General features: G+C 64.7%; 25 protein-coding genes and 1 pseudogene. 4 read left to right on the top strand and 22 right to left on the bottom strand.

From position 1 onward, the window contains the following. Position 1 precedes the first annotated feature (1 nt). The 7 genes from OEG82_RS10485 to OEG82_RS10455 are packed head-to-tail and all read right to left on the bottom strand — an operon-like array spanning position 2 to position 3,642. Entirely contained in the window at positions 2 to 460 is a 459-nt protein-coding gene (locus tag OEG82_RS10485) for an NlpC/P60 family protein (RefSeq protein WP_267612400.1), read from the bottom strand. Next, positions 457 to 1,347 carry a DUF2163 domain-containing protein gene (locus OEG82_RS10480; RefSeq protein ID WP_267612399.1) on the bottom strand — a complete coding sequence of 297 codons (891 nt, stop codon included), beginning with the start codon at positions 1,345 to 1,347 and terminating at the stop codon, positions 457 to 459. The genes OEG82_RS10485 and OEG82_RS10480 overlap by 4 nt, the downstream gene beginning before the upstream one ends. Then, positions 1,344 to 1,985, bottom strand: coding sequence for a DUF2460 domain-containing protein (locus tag OEG82_RS10475; protein WP_267612398.1), 642 nt, complete (start codon positions 1,983 to 1,985; stop codon positions 1,344 to 1,346). The genes OEG82_RS10480 and OEG82_RS10475 overlap by 4 nt, the downstream gene beginning before the upstream one ends. 15 nt (positions 1,986 to 2,000) lie before the next feature. Next, complete coding sequence (locus tag OEG82_RS10470; RefSeq protein WP_267612397.1) at positions 2,001 to 2,585, bottom strand: phage tail tape measure protein; 585 nt, start codon at positions 2,583 to 2,585, stop codon at positions 2,001 to 2,003. Then, the gene (locus OEG82_RS10465; protein WP_267612396.1) at positions 2,575 to 2,817 is read right to left on the bottom strand and encodes a rcc01693 family protein; all 243 of its coding nucleotides are present in this window, start codon (positions 2,815 to 2,817) and stop codon (positions 2,575 to 2,577) included. Before OEG82_RS10465 ends, OEG82_RS10470 begins: the two co-directional genes overlap by 11 nt. Next, positions 2,814 to 3,227 carry a gene transfer agent family protein gene (locus OEG82_RS10460; protein ID WP_267612395.1) on the bottom strand — a complete coding sequence of 138 codons (414 nt, stop codon included), beginning with the start codon at positions 3,225 to 3,227 and terminating at the stop codon, positions 2,814 to 2,816. The genes OEG82_RS10465 and OEG82_RS10460 overlap by 4 nt, the downstream gene beginning before the upstream one ends. A 7-nt stretch (positions 3,228 to 3,234) precedes the next feature. Then, entirely contained in the window at positions 3,235 to 3,642 is a 408-nt protein-coding gene (locus OEG82_RS10455; RefSeq protein ID WP_267612394.1) for a phage major tail protein, TP901-1 family, read from the bottom strand. A gap of 135 nt (positions 3,643 to 3,777) precedes the next feature. Here OEG82_RS10455 and OEG82_RS10450 point away from each other — a divergent pair, with 135 nt between their 5' ends. After that, positions 3,778 to 3,945, top strand: a complete 168-nt coding sequence (locus OEG82_RS10450) for a hypothetical protein (RefSeq protein ID WP_267612393.1) — start codon at positions 3,778 to 3,780, stop codon at positions 3,943 to 3,945. Positions 3,946 to 3,947: 2 nt separating this feature from the next. Here OEG82_RS10450 and OEG82_RS10445 read toward each other — a convergent pair whose 3' ends face one another. The 14 genes and pseudogenes from OEG82_RS10445 to OEG82_RS10380 all read right to left on the bottom strand — a co-directional run bounded on the left by OEG82_RS10445 (position 3,948) and on the right by OEG82_RS10380 (position 14,070). Then, positions 3,948 to 4,346 carry a DUF3168 domain-containing protein gene (locus OEG82_RS10445; RefSeq protein WP_267612392.1) on the bottom strand — a complete coding sequence of 133 codons (399 nt, stop codon included), beginning with the start codon at positions 4,344 to 4,346 and terminating at the stop codon, positions 3,948 to 3,950. Beyond that, positions 4,343 to 4,678 (bottom strand): phage head closure protein, encoded by a 336-nt coding sequence (locus OEG82_RS10440; protein ID WP_267612391.1) that lies wholly within the window; start codon positions 4,676 to 4,678, stop codon positions 4,343 to 4,345. The genes OEG82_RS10445 and OEG82_RS10440 overlap by 4 nt, the downstream gene beginning before the upstream one ends. Continuing rightward, positions 4,678 to 5,244 (bottom strand): head-tail connector protein, encoded by a 567-nt coding sequence (locus tag OEG82_RS10435; protein ID WP_267612390.1) that lies wholly within the window; start codon positions 5,242 to 5,244, stop codon positions 4,678 to 4,680. Before OEG82_RS10435 ends, OEG82_RS10440 begins: the two co-directional genes overlap by 1 nt. A gap of 84 nt (positions 5,245 to 5,328) precedes the next feature. After that, positions 5,329 to 6,588: a phage major capsid protein gene (locus OEG82_RS10430; protein WP_267614920.1), complete on the bottom strand. Its 1,260-nt coding sequence runs from the start codon at positions 6,586 to 6,588 to the stop codon at positions 5,329 to 5,331. A gap of 255 nt (positions 6,589 to 6,843) precedes the next feature. Then, positions 6,844 to 7,311: pseudogene (locus tag OEG82_RS10425) on the bottom strand (HK97 family phage prohead protease); the annotation flags it as partial. 53 nt (positions 7,312 to 7,364) lie between these two features. Beyond that, positions 7,365 to 7,685 (bottom strand): DUF6107 family protein, encoded by a 321-nt coding sequence (locus OEG82_RS10420; protein ID WP_267612389.1) that lies wholly within the window; start codon positions 7,683 to 7,685, stop codon positions 7,365 to 7,367. A gap of 76 nt (positions 7,686 to 7,761) precedes the next feature. Then, positions 7,762 to 8,940, bottom strand: coding sequence for a phage portal protein (locus OEG82_RS10415; protein ID WP_267612388.1), 1,179 nt, complete (start codon positions 8,938 to 8,940; stop codon positions 7,762 to 7,764). A gap of 309 nt (positions 8,941 to 9,249) precedes the next feature. Beyond that, positions 9,250 to 9,897 (bottom strand): class I SAM-dependent methyltransferase, encoded by a 648-nt coding sequence (locus tag OEG82_RS10410; RefSeq protein ID WP_267612387.1) that lies wholly within the window; start codon positions 9,895 to 9,897, stop codon positions 9,250 to 9,252. Between the two features lie 59 nt (positions 9,898 to 9,956). Continuing rightward, positions 9,957 to 11,249 (bottom strand): DNA-packaging protein, encoded by a 1,293-nt coding sequence (locus OEG82_RS10405; protein ID WP_267612386.1) that lies wholly within the window; start codon positions 11,247 to 11,249, stop codon positions 9,957 to 9,959. A 577-nt stretch (positions 11,250 to 11,826) separates the two neighbouring features. Further along, positions 11,827 to 12,348 carry a hypothetical protein gene (locus tag OEG82_RS10400; protein WP_267612385.1) on the bottom strand — a complete coding sequence of 174 codons (522 nt, stop codon included), beginning with the start codon at positions 12,346 to 12,348 and terminating at the stop codon, positions 11,827 to 11,829. 262 nt (positions 12,349 to 12,610) lie between these two features. Next, positions 12,611 to 12,901, bottom strand: a complete 291-nt coding sequence (locus OEG82_RS10395; protein WP_267612384.1) for an addiction module antidote protein — start codon at positions 12,899 to 12,901, stop codon at positions 12,611 to 12,613. Next, on the bottom strand, positions 12,902 to 13,192 hold the full coding sequence (locus OEG82_RS10390) for a type II toxin-antitoxin system RelE/ParE family toxin (protein WP_267612383.1): 291 nt from the start codon (positions 13,190 to 13,192) through the stop codon (positions 12,902 to 12,904). It abuts the gene before it with no gap. Between the two features lie 123 nt (positions 13,193 to 13,315). After that, the gene (locus OEG82_RS10385; protein WP_267612382.1) at positions 13,316 to 13,477 is read right to left on the bottom strand and encodes a DUF1328 family protein; all 162 of its coding nucleotides are present in this window, start codon (positions 13,475 to 13,477) and stop codon (positions 13,316 to 13,318) included. 140 nt (positions 13,478 to 13,617) lie between these two features. Beyond that, a complete protein-coding gene (locus OEG82_RS10380; RefSeq protein WP_267612381.1) occupies positions 13,618 to 14,070 on the bottom strand; it encodes a YcgN family cysteine cluster protein in 453 nt (150 codons plus the stop codon). A gap of 171 nt (positions 14,071 to 14,241) precedes the next feature. On the opposite strand from OEG82_RS10380, the gene OEG82_RS10375 reads away from it, so the two are divergent. The 3 genes from OEG82_RS10375 to OEG82_RS10365 all read left to right on the top strand — a co-directional run bounded on the left by OEG82_RS10375 (position 14,242) and on the right by OEG82_RS10365 (position 17,768). Next, entirely contained in the window at positions 14,242 to 16,434 is a 2,193-nt protein-coding gene (locus OEG82_RS10375; RefSeq protein ID WP_267612380.1) for a transglycosylase domain-containing protein, read from the top strand. Between the two features lie 199 nt (positions 16,435 to 16,633). Then, positions 16,634 to 17,221 carry a DUF1214 domain-containing protein gene (locus OEG82_RS10370; RefSeq protein WP_267612379.1) on the top strand — a complete coding sequence of 196 codons (588 nt, stop codon included), beginning with the start codon at positions 16,634 to 16,636 and terminating at the stop codon, positions 17,219 to 17,221. Next, a complete protein-coding gene (locus tag OEG82_RS10365) occupies positions 17,214 to 17,768 on the top strand; it encodes a DUF1254 domain-containing protein (RefSeq protein WP_267612378.1) in 555 nt (184 codons plus the stop codon). Before OEG82_RS10370 ends, OEG82_RS10365 begins: the two co-directional genes overlap by 8 nt. A gap of 33 nt (positions 17,769 to 17,801) precedes the next feature. Here OEG82_RS10365 and OEG82_RS10360 read toward each other — a convergent pair whose 3' ends face one another. Beyond that, complete coding sequence (locus tag OEG82_RS10360; protein ID WP_267612377.1) at positions 17,802 to 18,425, bottom strand: methyltransferase family protein; 624 nt, start codon at positions 18,423 to 18,425, stop codon at positions 17,802 to 17,804. Positions 18,426 to 18,452: the final 27 nt, after the last annotated feature.

Below are 18,452 nucleotides of genomic sequence, written 5' to 3'. Positions count from 1 at the left end.
TTCAGTCTGCCGGTTTCAGTTTGTCGGCGGGAATCCGATGCACCGCCGCGATCCGCCGCCGCCAGGAGGCAACCAGCACGCTTTCGATCACGCCCACCGGCTCATAGGCATGGATGAAATGATCCGGACCGGAGAGAATGCCGGCATGTTTGGCCGAAACCCCGGCGCGCCAGCGAAACAGAACGATGTCGCCGGGCATCGCTTCACTCTGCGGCAGCGCCGCGCCGCAATGACGCCGTGCGGCGATGATCAGCCGGTCGCTGCCTGCGCGCTCGGCCCAGTCGGGCGCATAGGGTCCGGGCGTTTCGGCGGGATGTCCGGTCACCTCGGCCCAGACGCCGCGCACCAGGCCAAGGCAGTCACAGCCCACGCCCTTGCGCGATCCTTGGTGCCGGTAAGGCGTGCCGATCCAGCCCCGCGCCGCAGCCACGATGCGCTGCCCGTGCTGGTCCGCGCTCATGGCACGATCGGCCGGCCGTCATGCACCGTGTCGGCATCGGCATAGCCATAGGCAAAATCGCTGCCCGGCAGATAGGGAAAGCCCTGAAAATTGAGTCGGTTGCCGAACTTGGCTGAACAGGTTTCAAACGCCTTGTCGCAGCCCGCCGAGACAGTCAGTTGATCGCCCGGCCCCGGCAGTCGCGCCAAAGGCTGCCACAGCACAAGCCGCGCCCCGCCGGCCTCGATCGTGTGGCTGGAAATGTCGACAGCCACACCGTCCAGCAACCCGGTCGAAAAGCGGATGCGGCCATTGCCGAACCATCCGGCCGGCCGGTCGCCAAGACCGCTGACCACCAGGGTCATCTCGTCCACCACCTCGGTGATGTTTGCACTCAGCGTAAATGGCGCCCCCGAGATATCCTTGCCGCAGCGCGTGTCCCCCAGATCGGCGTCGCAACGGCTGCCATAAAGCCGCCCGTGCGGCTGGTCGAGCCGGGCAGCGAGGCTGCGCAATTCCACCGTGAAGGCCGGTCCGGCGCTGCGCACCTCGCCCAGTTCCCGGGTCGAGAGCAGCGCATGATCGCCAGGGATTTGCCAATTGACCAGAAAGGTCTCGACCCGCGCCCCGTCATAGCGCCCCAGCGCCAGGTCGTCCGGGCTGATTTCGGCTGCGGAAAAGGCGCCGGCCACATCGGCGGCGTCGGCTTCCAGCCCCAGCCCGGTTTCCACCTCGCTGGCGCGAAACCCGGTGGCGGCGGAAAACACCGTGCCGGCGAATTCCAGATCACGATCATGCTCGGTAAAACCCAGCACCAGACCATCGGTCCGGGTCAACCGCCAGGCATGGCATGTCGTCGTCGACGTCTTAGCAAGATGCGCAACAAGCGCGCTCGGCAAATCCCTCATGGCTTGATCTCCACCAATGGCACTGTCGGCACCGAACCCGCCTTGAAGGCCGCAAGGCTCACTTCGATGCGGTCGGTGTCAAAGCGCACCGGAATGTCGAATTCGTATCCTGCGGTCACGATCGCCCCAGGCACAGGAACCGCCCCCGGCGCAATCGTCACCAGACCGGTGGCGTGATCCACCGCATAGTCGCCCGGGTCGAGCGCCAGCCCGTTCACCGCCAGCACGACACTGCCCTCGCCAGGTTTTTCGATCCGGCGCACGGTCGCACCTCCCGCATCGGAATAGGTTTTTGTCAGTTCAAACACGGTCTGTACCCCGTCGCCGGTGCCGATCTGCTGGTCGATCGCGGTGACCGGCTGTCCCGGCGGCGCCGAGGCATGATCGACCGGATCGCGAAACCGGAACCCGTAGAGCTGGCCGCGCCGCGCCTCGAAAAACGCCGTGAGCTGATAGAGATCATCGAGTCCGCGCAGGCCGGTACCCGCATCATAGCGCCGCCGCGCATCGGCCCAGCGGGCATTGCGGGTTTCGCCGCCATTGGACAGCGCCACGATATCGGTGCGCCGCCCCGGCCCGCCACTGGCGCCCAGCGACAGCCGCAATGGAAACCGCACCTCATGAAAACCGTTGCTCATGCCTCACCTCCCGTTTCACAAGCCACGACGGCCACGGCCGACCGCACGGGCCAGCATGGCGGTCACCTGCGCCTCGGATTTTACAAAACTCTGCGCATCCGGCGTGGTCACATTGAAGGTCACCTGCACCGTTTGACTTGCGCCGCCCGAGGCCACCCCCAGCCGGCCATCGGCGCCGCGGCTCAACGGCAGGATGGCTTCTGCGCCGGCTTCGCCCATCAGCCCGACATCGCCGCCCGGCATTGGAAAGTAGGATGGCCTGCCAACCACGCCGCCATCTGCAAAGGCGGTGACCCGTCCCGGCACGCCGCCCTTGGCAAAGGGCAACAGCCGGCCGAGGCTGCCGGTCAGTCCGGCGATCGAGTTGCTCATCAACTGCTCCAGCGGCTTCATGCCGGCATCGAGCGCAATGCCGACCATGCGGGTGCCCAGGGTGCGCAGCACATCGTCGAGATTTCGCCCCTCCACCGTCGCCGATTTCAACGCGCCCGACAGCGCGCCACCAAAGGCATCGGCCTTCTGTGTCAGCTCATCAAGCGCCCGGTCGGCGCCGTTGAGATCGAGTTCGACATCGACATTCAGGCTCGGCTCATCGGCCATCGGAAGGCTCCTTTGCAAAGGCAGTATCGCTGCTGCGGGTATCGGGAAACTGTGCCATCAGCGCCTCAAGCCCGCGCCGGGTCGCTGTTTGTGGCGCGCCGGTCCCAGCAACCAGCGCGCTGAGTTCCGGCAGGCTCAGCCGCCAGAACGCATCAGGGGGCAGCCGCAGGTGGCTAAGGCCGAAGCGGATCACGGACGCCCAGGGGAAAAACGCCCGCTCCGGCTTCGTCACCTCGTCGCCACCTGCGGCCCGGGAGGGTTTTCCGGCCGTAACGGAACGTGCCCCTCCCGATCTGGTGTTGTGTTCGAAATCGCGTCTGCCTGTTCGCCGCCAAAACTCACCCAGAGCAGTTCGGTGGCGATGCGGGCAAAGCCCACCGCGCCACCCTCGGTGGACATCTCGGCCACATCCTCGTCGCTCAGCCGGTTGCCTGCGCCACGGAGCCCGGCGCCGACAATGCGAATGATGTCACCGGCAGAAAGCCGGCCCGCCTCGAAGCGGCCTGCAAGCTCCATCAGATTGGCGACGCCAAAAGCGCTTTCGAGCTCGGCCAGCGCGCCCAGCGTCAGGCACAACAGCCTTGTCTCGCCATCAAACTCGGCCGCGATTTCGCCGCGATGGCGGTTAGGGTGAATCCGCATCACCGCCTCACACCGCCGCGAAGACCAGCGCGCCGGCCGATTCCAGCGCGATCTCGAAGGTCATCTCGCCGTCATGACGTCCGGCATATTCCAGCGCGGTAATCTGGAACGGCCCGGTCACGGTGCCGAAATCCGGGATCGCCACCTGCCAGTCACGGATCTCGGTGGCAAAGAACACGGTTCGCGTCAGCGCATCGCTGGCCTGATCCTTGAACAGTCCGCCGCCCGACAGCGACGCCCGCTGCACCCCGGCGCCGCCCAAAAGCTCGCGCCAGCGCCCGGCGGATTCGGCGTCGGTGATGTCAACGGCTTGCGCATTGAAGGCCAGCCGTCGGGCACGCAATCCGGCGATGGTGACGAAATTCCCGCCATCATCGATCTTGATGAGCAGGTCCTTGCCTTTCTGGGCGGTCATGGAAATGTCCTTTCAGGCTATGATTGTGGATAAGTTGTCGATTGAGCTTGATAAAATATTCCCGCGTCGCGTTTCCTGAACAAATGGAGTACATTCTCTTGGTCAAGAGTCGAATCTCAACTAAGGAACGATCCAATGGCAGCGAAGAAATCTGGTGGTGGCGCCACCAAACAAACAGGAAACAAGGTGTCTTCAATCGCTTCGAAGGGTTTGCGGACTGGCAAGCTTACCCGTTCGGAAATCAAAAGCGTTTCAGCCTCTGCATTGGGGCAAGATGAGACGAAAGGCACCCGAAAGAAGTAAAACTACGGCTCGGTCACCGCACGAAACCTCAGCCGCGCCACATGCAGCCCGGTCCTGGGCGCGCGGCGGCTGACCGTGCGTTCGTGGCGAAGATTGATCAGCACCGCGTTCTCAAGCACCAGATCGGCATCGTGCAGGGCGGCGCGCACGGCATCGCCAAGCTCGACCGCCTGTTTGCGGCCGTTCTGCCGGGTCCAGGCCTCGATCTCGAAACGGTGTTCGCTCGCATCATCGTCGCCAGTGGAAAAATCCGTAATCGTCGCCTCGCCCATCACCAGATAAGGCGGCTCGGCGCGGCTGATCAGCCGGTCGAAGATCCGGCCAGCGCCGATGATCGCAATTACTTCCGGGTCGCCCGCCAGACGCGCGACCACCGCTTTCTGCAACGCATTGGCGCTCATGGCTGGCTCTCCTCGCAATCGCAGACCAGATAGCGGCGGCGCTCATCGGGATCGTGCAGGCTGCGGATCTCCAGAACGCGGCCGCGGTGGACAAAGCGCATGGCGTGACGGACGTCCTCGCGATAGCGGATGGTGACGCGGTGGCTGACCGGCGCGGTTGCCGCACCGGCCTGTTCACCGGCCGTCGCCCGCAGCGGTTCAATCCGCCCCCAAAGCTCTGCGAGCAGCGTCCAGCCCTCGGTCACACCGCCCTGCCCGTCGGGCAGATCAGCTTGTGCTTCCAGCGCCAGCCGCGCGCTCAGGCGGCCCGGATCGACAAACAGCGCGCCCATCACAAAGCCCGCCTCTGCCAGGGCGCGATCAGCCGCTCATAGCCCACCGGAATCGAGGCCGGCTGCATGTCCCGCGTCACCGCCCCGCGGAATTCGTAAAGATGCGCGGCGTGGATCAGCATCGCCCGCTTGAGTTCCGGCGGCACATCCGTGCCCGCGCCAAATCCCGCGGTGAATTCGATCTCGATGCCGTTGATCGGGGGCCCCGGCCGCGACCGCTCCCGCACCATCAGCCGCGCCGGTTGTGCGGAGCCGTCGAGCAGCAGGCCGGAGAGGTCGAGATCCTGCGCCACGCCATCAGCATCATAAACCAGAATCGCGTCAATGGTTTGAACCGGCGTTTTCATCAAGGAAATCACCTCGCTGCGCGGCCAGTCATCCAGCACAAGCCGAAAGCCCTGGCTGATCAGCGCCACGCCGGTGACAGCTTCAAGATGGGCGCGGGCGACACGGATCAGGCTTTCGAGCAAATCATCCTCGTCGCTCGTATCAATGCGCAGATGCGCCTTCAATTCGGCAAGCGTCACCGGTTCCGCCAGCGGCGGATCGGTCTGGATCAAGGTCATGGCAGTCTCCGGGAGGCTGGTGTATCGGGGGCCGAATTGCCTCCCCGGAGACCGGGAGAGGCGTTCTCGGGAGGATTTTTTCCGTCAGGCGGCGAATTTCAGCAGCTTGATCGCCTCGAAATTCTGCACCCCGCCGCCCACACGCTTGGTGGTGTAAAACAGCACATAGGGCTTGGCCGAATAGGGATCGCGCAGGATGCGCACCCCGGTGCGGTCGACCACCAGATAGCCGCGGCGGAAATCACCAAAGGCGATCGAGGCGGAATTGGCGGCGATGTCGGGCATGTCCTCGGCCTCAACCACGGAAAAGCCCATCAGCGATGCCTGCTGTCCCGCACCGGCCGGCGGAGTCCAGAGATAATTGCCGTCAGCATCCTTGAACTTGCGGATCTGCGCCTGCGTCTTGCGGTTCATGACAAACCGCCCGTTCTGCCGGTGCCCGGCTTTCAGCGCATAGATCAGCTCGACCAGCCGGTCGGACGGGTCAGCGCCAAAAGCACCCGATGATCCGGTGGCGATATGGCCGAGATTGCCCCAGCTCCAGCTGTCGTCGTCAACGCTGGGATAATCGAGAAAGCCGCGCGGCTTGTTGGCGCCATCGCCGGTGACGAAGGCCGCCCCCTCCTGCTCGGCAAAGGCGGCTTCGACTTCGCTCGCGATCCAGCCCTCGATGTCGACAGCGCTGTCCTCGATCAGCGAGGCGGTAGCGGCCGGCATGGCGTAAAGCTCCATGGTCGGAAACTGCAGCTCTGCCAGCTGCGGCGCCGCCGTCTGCGGTCGCGCATCGGTTTCGCCGACCCAGCCGGTGGCCATGCCGTCAAGCGCAAAGGGCTTTTTCAGCACCGCGCCCGAGACCTGCCGCACCGTGGCAATCGAGCGGATCGGCGAGAGTTCCGACAACCGCCGGCCAATCTCGCTGTCGAGTTCGTCGGGCACCAAATAGCCGCCATCCGCATCACTGCCCGCCGACATTGCTTTGAGTTCAGATTGCCGCAGCCCGGCCTCGTCGCCGCGCCGCACATAGGCATCAAAGGCCTGGCGCACCGGCCCCGGCGCAGCGCTGCCGCCGCGTCCGAGATCCGGGCGGGCGCGCTTGACCAGCAACGCGTCGAGCGTCCGCTTCTGCTCGTCCAGCGCCGTGTCGATGCGCGCCATCTTTTCCTCGGTGAGCACATCACCGCCGCCACGCCGCTCGATCTCGGCCAACCGCTCGTCATTGGATTGCTTGTAATGCTCAAACGCGGACATGAAGTCCTCGAAAGCGGCGGAGACATCGGCATCGATGCTCTTGGTTTCGGGCGCACGGGCCGCCTTGGCCCGGCTGATCAATGTTTGGGTGTTCATCGGTCGTCCTTTCAACAGGTTGGGTTCGTTGGGACTGGGACAGCGTTCAAGCGCACCGGTCAGGGCGCGCATCTGCGTCTCCAGGCGTTTGAGATCCTCCGGCGCAGCGTCCTGCCTGTCCGAAAGCGCGCCATAGCCGCGGGCAATCAACCCGCGCGCCTGGCGTCTGCTCAGCCCCGCATCCCGCGTGAGCCGGCGTTCAAGTTCGCGCCGCGTCGGTGCCGGTGTTGCCTGCCCGAACCCCTTGACCGCGGTCACCCGCGCGCCCGGCTGCATCGGGAAGGTCACCACCGAGATCTCCCACAAATCGGCGCTCAGGATCCGGCGCACCCCGGCCTTGGCCTCGGTGCGGGCGCGGAGCGTCTGAAAGCCGATCGACAGCCCGTCGAGCGCACCGGATTTCATCAACTCATGCACTTCGCGGGCGCGGGCCACGCCGAGTGCCAGCCTGCCCTCGACATGCAGTCCGCGACTGTCTTCGCGGATCGACAGCCAGCGGCCGATCGGCTGGTCCGGATCATGCTGGTAGAGCATGCGCACGTCACTCGCCCCTCTTCGCTTGAGGGAGGCGGCAAAGGCGCCGGGCTCGATCACGTCGCGGCCCAGATCAACCGCGCCGAACAGGCTGGCATAGCCCGAAAAACTGCCATCGCCGCTGACGTCTTCCAGTGCCAGATCGACACGTTTGTGCTGCCGTCCGGATGCGCTCCAGTCGCTTGTCATGGTGTTGTCCTTGATGTTGTCGAAGTGTTTTTTTGTCGCGCCGCGCGCAGCGTTTATGATCGGGGGCCGCGCCCCGTCCGATCGGCAATCCGCGCCAGCGCGCCGAGCACCCACCAGGCGGTCATGCTGGCGGCCGCCGATCCGGTCAGCAGGGTTTCAGATGGAGACAGCAGCTCCGCCACGCCCATCCACTGCGCCAGCGCCACCCCCGCCGGTGCGCCAAACACCAGGCCGGAAACGATGCCGGCGATGGCGCGCGCCGCGGCCTCACGCGCACCCTTCGGCATCATGTAGGCGAGCGACACCAGCGCACCGGCCACTGCGCCTGCGACGCGGGCGGCCAGCATTGCCGGCTCGGGATCCATGCTTTGCATTGCCTTGCCTCCCGCAGATCTGGCGGTCATATCCGCCTCACAGATTGAATCATGCGCTTGCCTGTTTGAATCCGGCTCAGCCCGCAACACGCTGATATCCCACGGCTTCCCGCTTTTCCTCGTCGGTGAGGAAATCCGCCGCACCGACCCGCGCCCACAATCCGTCGCGCTCGGCGGACAGTCCCGGCAGGCGGTCGGCGTCGTAATCGATCTTCAGCCCCGCACCGTGAATGGGTTGCAGCCAGGCTGTCAGCGCTTGCGCCGTGCGGGCCACCAGCGGCAACACCGTGAGGCGGCAAAAGGCGCGGTTGGCCTCCTGGTAATTGGCATAGGTCAAGTCGCCGGGGATGCCCAAGAGCATCGGCGGCACACCCAGCGCCAGCGCGATGTCACGCGCAGCCCCATTCTTGGCTTCAACAAAATCCATGTCGCGCGGCGTCAGCCCCATCGCCTTCCAGTCGAGCCCGCCTTCCAGCAGCATCGGGCGGCCTGCCCTGCGCGCACCCTGATAGCCTTCCTCGAGCTCGGCCTTGAGCCGCTCATATTGCTCCGGCGTCAGGTTGCCGCCGTCCTTGGGCTGATAGACCAGCGCACCTGAAGGCCGGGCGGAATTGTCGAGCAGCGCCTTGTTCCAGTTCATCGCTGCATTGTGAAGATCGAGCGCCATCAGCGCTGCTTCCAGCGGTGCAAACCCCAGATGATCATCAAGCGGATGAAACAGCTTCAGGTGCAGCAGTCCCGGCCCTTCTTCAGGCGTGACGGCAAAGCGCTGCCGTCTGCCGCCGGCCTGATGCTCATAACCCGTCGGCCATCCGTCCGGTCCGGTGATCACCCGCATCCGGTCGGGCCGCAAGAGCTGCAGCCCAGCCAAATGACCTCCGGCGCTGACCGGGTTGATCCAGGCATTGCCCGACAGCACCAGATGGCCATAGAGCGTCTCGAAGAACCCGTCGCCGGCGCCATTCGGGTCAGGGCGACCCAGCAGATCCAGCACCGGATGCCGCTCCTGCTCGCGGCCACCGTCAAACACCAGCCAGGGCACCGAGGCGGCGGCTTCGGCAATCATCCGTGTTGCCCTATGCGCCACCGGATTGCGCATGAAGCCTTCGCGCGCAATGGCTGTGTAGCTGCGCCCGCTCCACTGCGCGACCGCGTCACCCGCAAGTGCTGCAATCGCGCCCGGCAGCCAGCTCTTGGCGGCAGGTGCCTTGGCTGACGAAGCCTGCGTCCAGGGAAGCTTCAATCCGAATGCCATCTCTCACACCTTTCAAAACCGGAATCAAAAAGCCCCGCCGGGCAAGCCAGGCGGGGCCAACATTTTCCACTTCGCCTCGGATCAGGTCCGGGCCAAAAAACCGCGGAAGTGATCTGGCGGACACAAATTTCCAGCGTCACCCCGGACTTGATCCGGGGTGACCCGGCGTCCGCCGGGCCAGGAGACTCTCTTCAGCCCAAGGACTTGGGCTGGCTCTATGCCGGATCGGGGTCCGGCATGACGGATGTAAACTTCGCCCCAAGGGACCAGATTCAAGATGTCAAATCCAGGTCAAGCCTCTCCAGCAGGTCAGCCGTCAGTCATGCCCGGCAACTCACCGCGCCTAAGCACCAGCCAGGTCCAGGTTATCCCGGCGTTCTGGTTCTCCGGCTGGACCGAGCCCTTGTCGACCCGGCGGATCAGTTCCATGCCGCTTGTCTGCGCCACCGTCACAAGTGCTGCGACATCCATCGGCCAGGCTTGTCTGCCTTTGGGGCCCACGCCATGCCGGAGCGATGCAATCAGCAGCCCGCCGGGCCTGAGCATCCCGGCCAGCCGGCGGATCGAGGCTTCCTGCGCATCGGGCTCCAGATGATGCAGCACGCCATTGGCCAGCACGCAGTCGAACATCTCGCTTGCGCCGATCCGTTCCAGCCTCGGCAACCGGTCATCGCGCCATTCCACCGCCTCCAGCGGGTGCAGCCGCTGCCCGGCTTCGCGCAATTCGCTGACCGGTTCAACCGCGACAACCTTATGCCCGCGGGCTGCGAGCCAGGCCACGTCGCGTCCGGTTGCAGCGCCCAGATCGAGAACCCGACTGGGTTCGTCCGGCAGAAGATCGGTCACCGGTGCGTAAATTTCGTCACAGCTCAGACCGTCCGAGCGCGCGATCCAGTCAGCACCTAGCCCGGCATAGCCGGCCAGCACCTCGTCCGTCGCCGTCACACCTGCTGTCATTGCCGTCTCCCTCGCCATCACCTGTTCTGCCGTCCAGCCTGCCCGATTCTGCTGTAGCCTCATAGGTGCCGGATCTGCGGCGCGCCTCTTCGGCCCAGCAACAGTTCGGTCAGCGCCCAGACCAGCGCATCGAGCCGGTCGGGCGAGCGGCCTGACGACAGCCCGTCGGGGCCGAAGTCACACATCTGGTCCTCGAGGCTGGCAAAGTGCCCGGCATGAACCACCCTGCCCTGCTCATAAAGGGCCGCCACCGGTTCGGCGCGCAGCCATTTACCACGTGTCGCCCGCACGGTGCGGACCGGCAGCGAGGGATCGACGGTGCGCAGCACGCTTGCCACCATGTCGCCGCCCTGGTTGATCTCGGCCACCACGCAATCGGCGTCAAAGCGGCGGTAGAGCCGGCTCACCGCACCCGCCCAGGCCGATGGGCTTGCGCCCTCCACCGAGCCATCGGCCAGCACCACCGCCCGGCCCTCCGCATCCAGCCCGGCAGCAACAATTCCGCAGCAGGAATATCTGGCTTCGCTGACTGCCGGCGGGTCAACCGCCACCACGATGCGCCGCAGCAGTCCGTGACTGCGCACCACCAGCGCCTCGATCTGGTCGCGCCGCCACAGCCCGTCCTCGCGGTCGGCGATCAGCTCGCCATCGAGCTCCTGCCGCCCCAGCCTGGTGCCGCCATAGCGCGCCCGGATCGCGTCGAGAAATCCCGCCGCCAGATGCTGCGCATTGTCCTCGGTGCGGATTCGCGTCACCCGCGTCGCCGCATCTTTCACCAGCGCCAGCATCAGCGGCGTCGCCCGTGGCGTTGTCGTCACCAACTGCCGTGGCGATGTCCCGAGCCGCAAGCCAAATTGCAGCATGTCCCAGGTCTCGCGCTGGTGCCGCCATTTGCCAAGCTCGTCGCACCAGGCCAGATCAAATTGCGGCCCGCGCAGGCTATCGGGGTCTTCGGACGAAAACATCTGCGCCACCGCGCCCGAGGGCCACACCAGCCTGCGCCGCGTCGCCTCGAAGCTGGGCCGCTGATCCCGCGCCACGCCCAAAATTCCCGACACCCCGTCAATCATCACCTCGCGCGCGTCGCCAAAGGTTTCGGCCACCAGCGCGATACGGCCATCCCTGCCCAGCCCGGCAATCTCGCCGGTGGCTAGCGCGTGCACCCATTCGGCCCCGGCCCGGGTCTTGCCCGAGCCGCGCCCGCCCATCAGCAGCCAGGTCCTCCAGGCGCCAACGGGCGGCAATTGTTCGGGCCGGGCGGCAAGCTGCCAGTCATGCGCATTGGCAATCAACGCCTGATCACCAAGCCGCGCCAGATGCGCCGCCAGCAAAGCCTCGACTGTGTCCGCCATGCTCAGTCCGTTGCCATGCGAAACTGAGTCACGAAGCCACTCTATCTCATTGTTTTTCAAGACATCTCGACCGCCATCCGGATCCTGCATATCCGGGACCTGATCACCCCGGTCCCGATTGCCGGGGTTTGACTCCCGCCGTGGCTGTGGTGCGTAGATCAGGACGCTACGGACCAGCTTTGCACGGCCTGACCCGGGCCTCGTCCACACCCCACATTTCAGCGCCGCTGCCATCGACCGGATTGTCATGCGTCACTCTCCTGCCGGCCACCTGGTCCACGGGACTATTCTGAGTTGGGTCATCTTCCCCTCCACCTACGTCACCCCGGACTTGATCCGGGGTCCAGCGACACGGCGTCTGCCGAGTCAGAGGACTCTTTCACCACGTAGACACGTGGTGGCTGGATCCCGGCTCAAGGCCGGGATGACGGAGGCTGAGATTTTGCCGAAACAATCAACACAACATTTCTGACGCGCAGCGTCATCCAACCCGTTGTCAGAGCGTCACTTGGTTTCAACCTCTGCCCGTTCCGAAAATTCCTGTTCCTGAATGTCCGGCCCGCTCTCTTCATCACCGTCACCGCTTTCCCGCTGGCCCTGCCTGTTCGCCGGCGCGGTCCGCGGCCAGCCGCTCGGCGGCAGCGAGGATAAGTTGCCGCACGGTCTGCCGGAGTTGCGCCCGCTCATCCGGGCTCAGCGTCTGCCGGGCGGCGCTGGCCCGGTCCTGGGCAATCAGCCGTTCCATCTGGTCGATCTTTTCCAGCGTGCGGGCAATCAGCGCCACCTGGTCCACCGCCGCCTTGCCCTCCGTCCCCTCGGCGCCCAGCCGGCCTGCCTCGCGGTCAAGCACGGCGCGCATCTGCGTCAGCATGCGCTCGGTGCTTTCGGCCAGCAGCGTCGGCGACGGCGGATCCGCGGCCGTCACCTCGCCCGCAGCATCAGGCGCACCCGCGCCGCCGGGCGCCTGCTGCTTGATCTCGAAGGGTTCCAGCGCCAGCACCAGGTCAATCAGCCGGTCGAGCATCCCCGCCTCGCCCGCCGTCATCGGCCCCGGCTCACACAGCCCCGCCGCTCCGTGGATCCAAACAATCCCGGTCATTGCCCACCTCGCAAAACTTTGAAATCCGGCCTGCAGGCCACGAAAAAAGCGCCCCGGAAAATCCAGAGGCGCCTCACGCACATATCCTATTGTCCGACGGCAAACCCGCCGGATCCCGATCACACAGGCCCAGCGGAACCCGCTAGCCCGACCCGCCGTTTCCGGCGCATTTCCGTGATCATGGCACAACCCTACCAAAGCACTGTGACACCGTCAAGGATTATTTTCCTATTTTTTTTGATTTGCCCGTATGGGAAACCGCTCACGCGCCCTCAGGCACCACCTTCACCTTGAGCCCCAGCGCCTTGATCACCCCGAACAGGGTCGACATGCGCGGATCGCCCTTTTCGCTGAGTGCCTTGTAGAGCGCCTCGCGAGTGACCCCGGCGCTGCGGGCTATGTCGCTCATGCCGCGCGCCTTGGCGATGTCGCCGAGAGCGGCGGCAAACAGCGCAGGATCATCTTCCGCAAGGGCTACATCCAGATAGGCTGACACCATCTCGGGGCTGTCGAGAAATTCAGCAGCATCAAAGGGTTGGGTTGCAAATGTCATTCAAAGCTCCTTGGCCAGTTTCCATGCCATCTTGATGTCCGCCTGCTGCCGCGATTTGTCTCCGCCGCACAAAAGAACGACCAGCCGTTCATTCTTCATGGCGACATAAATCCGGTACCCTGGGCCATAATCAACACGCAGTTCGCTTACGCCCTGTCCGACCGGTTTGATGTCGCCTGGGTTGCCCAGCGTCATTCGCCTGATCCGTATCAGAATTCGCGCTTTGGCTTGACTGTCGCGCAGTTTGCCAAGCCATTTCGCAAACACCTCTGTTTGGCGAACTTCTATCATCTGTGAAATATAATTCACAGATCGACGACAATCAAGATCACCCCTCAAACACAAAAAAACCGCCGGGACCAGGGGTCTCCGGCGGCAGGTGTGCTTCAGCTTGGGAGGATGAAGAACGTTAAGCTAGGCGATGGCGACAATGCCGAGGACGGCGAGAAGGAACAGCACCAGCACCAGGCCGATCAGCAGCTTGGCGCCAGAGAGCGCGGCGCCGGAGAGCCGGCCGAATCCAAGCAGGCCGGCAACGGCTGCGACAATAAGCAAAATCAGGATCCACTGGATCATCGGATAAACCCTCCATTTGGCAATACAGGGTCACAATGCGGCAGCGCGGATATGGTTCCACCGTTCCGACACATTTTGTTGCAGGCGGCTTTTCTCCGGTCCGGCATCGACGTCAATTCCGCCGCTACCCGAGCCTGCGCTCAGGCTTCCTCGCCCGGCCATTCGACCAGGTAATCCTCGAAATCCTCCACCGGGATATCGACCTCGCTCAGCGTACGGCCGCGCACCGACACGCCGGCCTCGTGCACGGTCTCGGCGTCGCCCGAGACCAGCGGATGCCACCAGTAGAGATCGCTGCCCTCGGCCACCAGCCGGTAGCCGCAGGTCGGCGGCAGCCAGCTGATGGTGTCGACCTGGTCCGGCGTCAGCCCGATGCAGTCGGGCACGGTGGCCTGGCGGTTGGCGTAGTCCTTGCATCGGCAGGTATTTCCGTCGAGCAGCCGGCAGGCGACATTGGTCCAGACGATCTCGCCGGTGTCCCAGTCCTCCAGCTTGTTGAGGCAGCAGCGGCCGCAGCCGTCGCAGAGGCTTTCCCACTCGGCCGCATTCATGTCGTCAAGCCGCTTGGTTCTCCAGAAGGGCTTGGTGCCCATGGCGTCTTCCTTTTTGCATTCCGGCACGGTTGGCAACGCGCATCCTGCTTGTCCTTTGACCGAAAATCGGCCAAAAGCATAGACCATGGGGCAAATTTGGCGGTGATGTGTCATCGCCTGCAACGCTAACAGGGCGCAGCGTCAGCTGGCGCCGGCAATGGATCAACAGTCGTGCAGGACCCGTTCAACCAGCAAAACCGGCCGCGCAAGCGCTCCAACATCCTGCTGCGCATCGATTCCTGGATCGATTCGACGATCTGGAACGCCGGCTTTTCCGCCGGCGAGACCTGGGAAGAGATCACCATCTTCTTCCGCCGCTTCCGCACCCGCGGCGCCTGGAAGGCCTTTTTCGAAATTCTTGGCGAAGGCATGAATGTCGGCACCGCCGGCTTCGTGCTGCTGCTGGCACTGGCCATGCCGGCGTTTGAGGAAACCGCCGGCAACTGGCGCGCGCGCGATGATTTCGCCGTCACCTTTCTCGATCGCTACGGCAACGAGATCGGCCATCGCGGCATCATCCACGAGGATTCGGCCCCGGTCGACCTTTTGCCCGATCATTTCGTCAAGGCGGTGCTGGCCACCGAGGACCGGCGTTTCTTCGAGCATTTCGGCATCGATTTCCTCGGCCTCGCCCGCGCCATGACCGAGAACGTCAAGGCCAATTCGGTGGTCCAGGGCGGCTCCACCATCACCCAGCAGCTGGCCAAGAACCTCTTCCTGACCAATGAGCGCACACTTGAGCGCAAGGTCAAGGAAGCCTTTCTGGCGTTCTGGCTCGAGGCCAATCTGCCCAAGAAGGAAATCCTCAGGCTCTATCTCGACCGCGCCTATATGGGCGGCGGCACCTTTGGCGCAGCGGCTGCGGCGCAATTCTATTTCGGCAAGAACATCACCGAGGTCTCGCTGGCGGAATCGGCCATGCTGGCGGGCCTGTTCAAGGCCCCTGCCCGCTACGCCCCGCACATCAACCTGCCCGCCGCCCGCGGGCGGGCCAACGAGGTGCTGTCCAATCTGGTGCAGGGCAACATGATGACCGAAGGCCAGGTCATCGGCGCCCGGCGCAATCCGGCCAGCGTGATTGACCGCGGCGATCACGACGCGCCGGACTATTTCCTCGACTGGGCCTTCGAGGAGGTCAAGCGCATCGCCGGCGGGTTTGATCAGCACTCGCTGATCGTGCGCACCACCATTGACACCGGCATGCAGAAGGCTGCCGAGGCTTCGGTCGAAACCAGCCTGCGCCAGGATGGCGAACGCTACCGGGCCAGCCAGGCAGCCCTGGTGCTGATCGAGAATGGCGGCGCGGTGCGGGCCATGGTCGGCGGCCGCGATTATGGCGAAAGCCAGTTCAACCGCGCCTCGCGGGCGCTGCGCCAGCCCGGCTCCTCGTTCAAGATCTACACCTATTCGCTGGCCATGGAAAAAGGCATGACGCCCGACAGCCCGATTGTCGATGCGCCGATCCACTGGGGCAACTGGAACCCGAAGAATTACGGGTTGAGCTATCGCGGCCGCATCGACATGAAAACCGCGCTGGCCAAGTCGATCAACACCATCCCGGTGCGGATCGCCAAGGAAAAGCTCGGCGAGGATCCGATCGGCCAGATCATGGAGCAGGCAAAGAAATTCGGCGTCGAGACGCCGATCCGCCGCGACGTCACCATTCCGATCGGCACTTCCGAAGTGACCGTTCTCGACCAGGCAACCGCCTATGCGGTGTTTCCCACCGGAGGCTACCAGTCGCGGCGCCACGGTATCGCGCAGATCCTCAATTACAGCGGCGATGTGCTCTATGATTTCAACCGCGACGAGCCGCCGGCCGAGCGGGTGCTGTCGGAAACCGCCGGCGCCTATATGAACCAGATGCTGACTCGCGTGCCCTATGTCGGCACCGCGCGGCGTTCGGCCGTCGACGGCGTTCTCACCGGCGGCAAGACCGGCACCACGCAGGCCTATCGCGACGCCTGGTTCTGCGGATTCACCGGCAATTTCACCGCCGCGGTCTGGTTCGGAAATGACGATTATACCTCGTCCAACCGGATGACCGGCGGCTCCCTGCCGGCCATGACCTTCAAGCGGCTGATGGATTACGCCCATCAGGGCATCGAGCTTCGCGCCATTCCCGGCGTTGAAAATCCGCTGCCCACCCCGCGCGCCGCACCGCTGGTCGCCAAATCCGCCACCGATGCCAATGGCAATGCGCTGGCGCCGCTGCAACGGCCGCGCACGCTCAACCCCGCCTCCACCGAGGTGCTGCGCGGGCTGACCGAGCAGTTCGAACAGGCCAAGCCGCTGGGACTGCCCGAACGCGTCGCCGCAATCGCGCCCTTGCCGGGCGTTGATCCGGTTGTTGCCAAACAGTGATTGCGCAATGCAGCCCGGTGTTGCTTCGACAGCCGACCGGCTTGCGATCAGGTGCCGTTTTTTGACTTTGCGCCGCAGATACATGATGACAGGGTTGCAGGCTGGCAGTACACACGGCCCCGGTGCGCCGGGCCGGGCGCGCCAGACCCACCACGCCGGGATCGCCACCCAGCCGATTTGACGAAGGAAATATCCGCTCGTGTTTCGCCTGCCTGCCCTGGTTCTCCTTTCTCTGGCAATCGCCTTTGGTGGTGGCGCCTGGTCCGCGTCCTGGATGCTCGGCGCCACCTCCGGCTTCGGCGCTATCAAGCTCGGCTCCTGGACCGCCTATCCGGAACTGCAGACGGCCAAGGCCGACCCCTTCGCCAAGGCGCATCGCGCCGGCGATGGCCGCATCCTGCTTGGCCGCGCCGAAGGTCTGGTGTTTACCGCGCGCGCTGACGCCGCCGGCGCGCCGCTGTCGGGCCGCTGCAGCTACGAGGTTTCCGGCTCCACCCCGCCAACCCGGTTCTGGACGCTGCGCGTCGCCGATGCCGCAGGCCATCCCATCGAGGCGGCGCCGCGCTTTCCCGCCAGCCTGAATTCCTGGACGACGCTGCGCCGCACCGACGGCAGTTTCAGCATCCGGATCGGCGCCACGCCGGCGCCGGGCAACTGGATCCGGCTCGACACGCAGGGCAAGATCAGCTTCGTGCTGACGCTGGTCGACACGCCGACGGCGGGATCGGTCAGCATGGTCGAACTCGACATGCCCGAGATCAGCCTGATCGGATGCGCCGATGCGTAGTGCGCTGCTTGCCATCGTGATCGGGCTCGTCGGCGCCGCCCTGATCCACATCATCATCATCCTGGCCCTGCCGCAATGGACCGGCAAGGACGCCTGGACCCGGGTGATGGCGCTTGGAGCGGCCAACCGGTTCTATTCGCTGGCCAATGAGCCCAATGTGACCGGGCTGTTCAACGACGATCCGAACATCCGCAGCGCCGTCTGCCATTTCGACATCTCCACCGGCCCGGTGCGGGTGATCGCCACCGGCGGCGTGCCGATCTGGACCGTGTCGGCCTATGACGCCTCGGCCAACGAGACCTATTCGATGAACGACCGCTCCTCGATCGGCGAGAGCGTCAATATCGCCTTCGTCACGCCGGCGCAGATGCTGCAGATGCGCCGCGCCATGCCGGCGGCACTCGAGCGCACGGTGCTGGTCGAACTGCCGCGGCCGCAAGGCTATGTGGTGCTGCGCGCCGTGGCGCCGATGCCGAGCCACGAACCGCTGGTGCGGAATTTTCTCCGAAACGCCGCTTGCGCCAGTTTCAAGACCGACCCGGCCTGATCAGGGACTGACGCTGAGGCAGGCCGTTTGGGTTCAGGGCAGCCAGAACAATGTTGGCAGATAGCCTGCGGTCTGGAGATATTCGATCCCCTCGATTGCCGGAAACATCGCCAGGAAATAGAGCGCGTCGACAAAGGTGCGCTTGAGCGCCCGCGGCGAGAAGGTCATTTCATCAGGCTGGTGGTAGAGCCTCGGATCGGGCCAGAACCTTGGCGTTGAGGCCTCGTATGCGCGGTAGCTGGCACCGAAGCTGCTGCGCAGAAACGCCGCTTCCCGTTGCGCCGTCAGCGTGAACACCAGATAGCTCAATGCGCCGAAGACGAAGGCCACCGAGATTGAGCCGAACACCAGGCCGACGCCGAAAATGCCGATGGTCGAAAACAGATAGAGCGGGTTGCGGGTGACCGAATAGGGCCCCGATGTCACCAGTTCGCTGTTCTTGCGGCTGCCGACATAGAGGATGCTCCACAGCCGGCCGAACATGCAGACCAGGATCAGGCCCAGACCGGCGATCTCCATCGCCTCGTGAAGCGGCAGCGCCTCGCTCCAATAGGGGCGCGACACCAGCAAGGCCAGGATCGCCACAAGGCTGAAAAGCTGGACGACCAGCAGGCGCTTCTTCTGCTCGAAAGCCTTGGGCTGCAGCAAATCCGTCATCCGGACATCCCCGTTCTGTTTGTGCGT

The sequence above is a fragment of the Hoeflea ulvae genome, from assembly GCF_026619435.1.
Lineage (GTDB): Bacteria > Pseudomonadota > Alphaproteobacteria > Rhizobiales > Rhizobiaceae > Hoeflea > Hoeflea ulvae.
The sequence above is the reverse complement of the archived record's forward strand: the minus strand, read 5'-3'. Positions and strand labels throughout refer to the sequence as shown.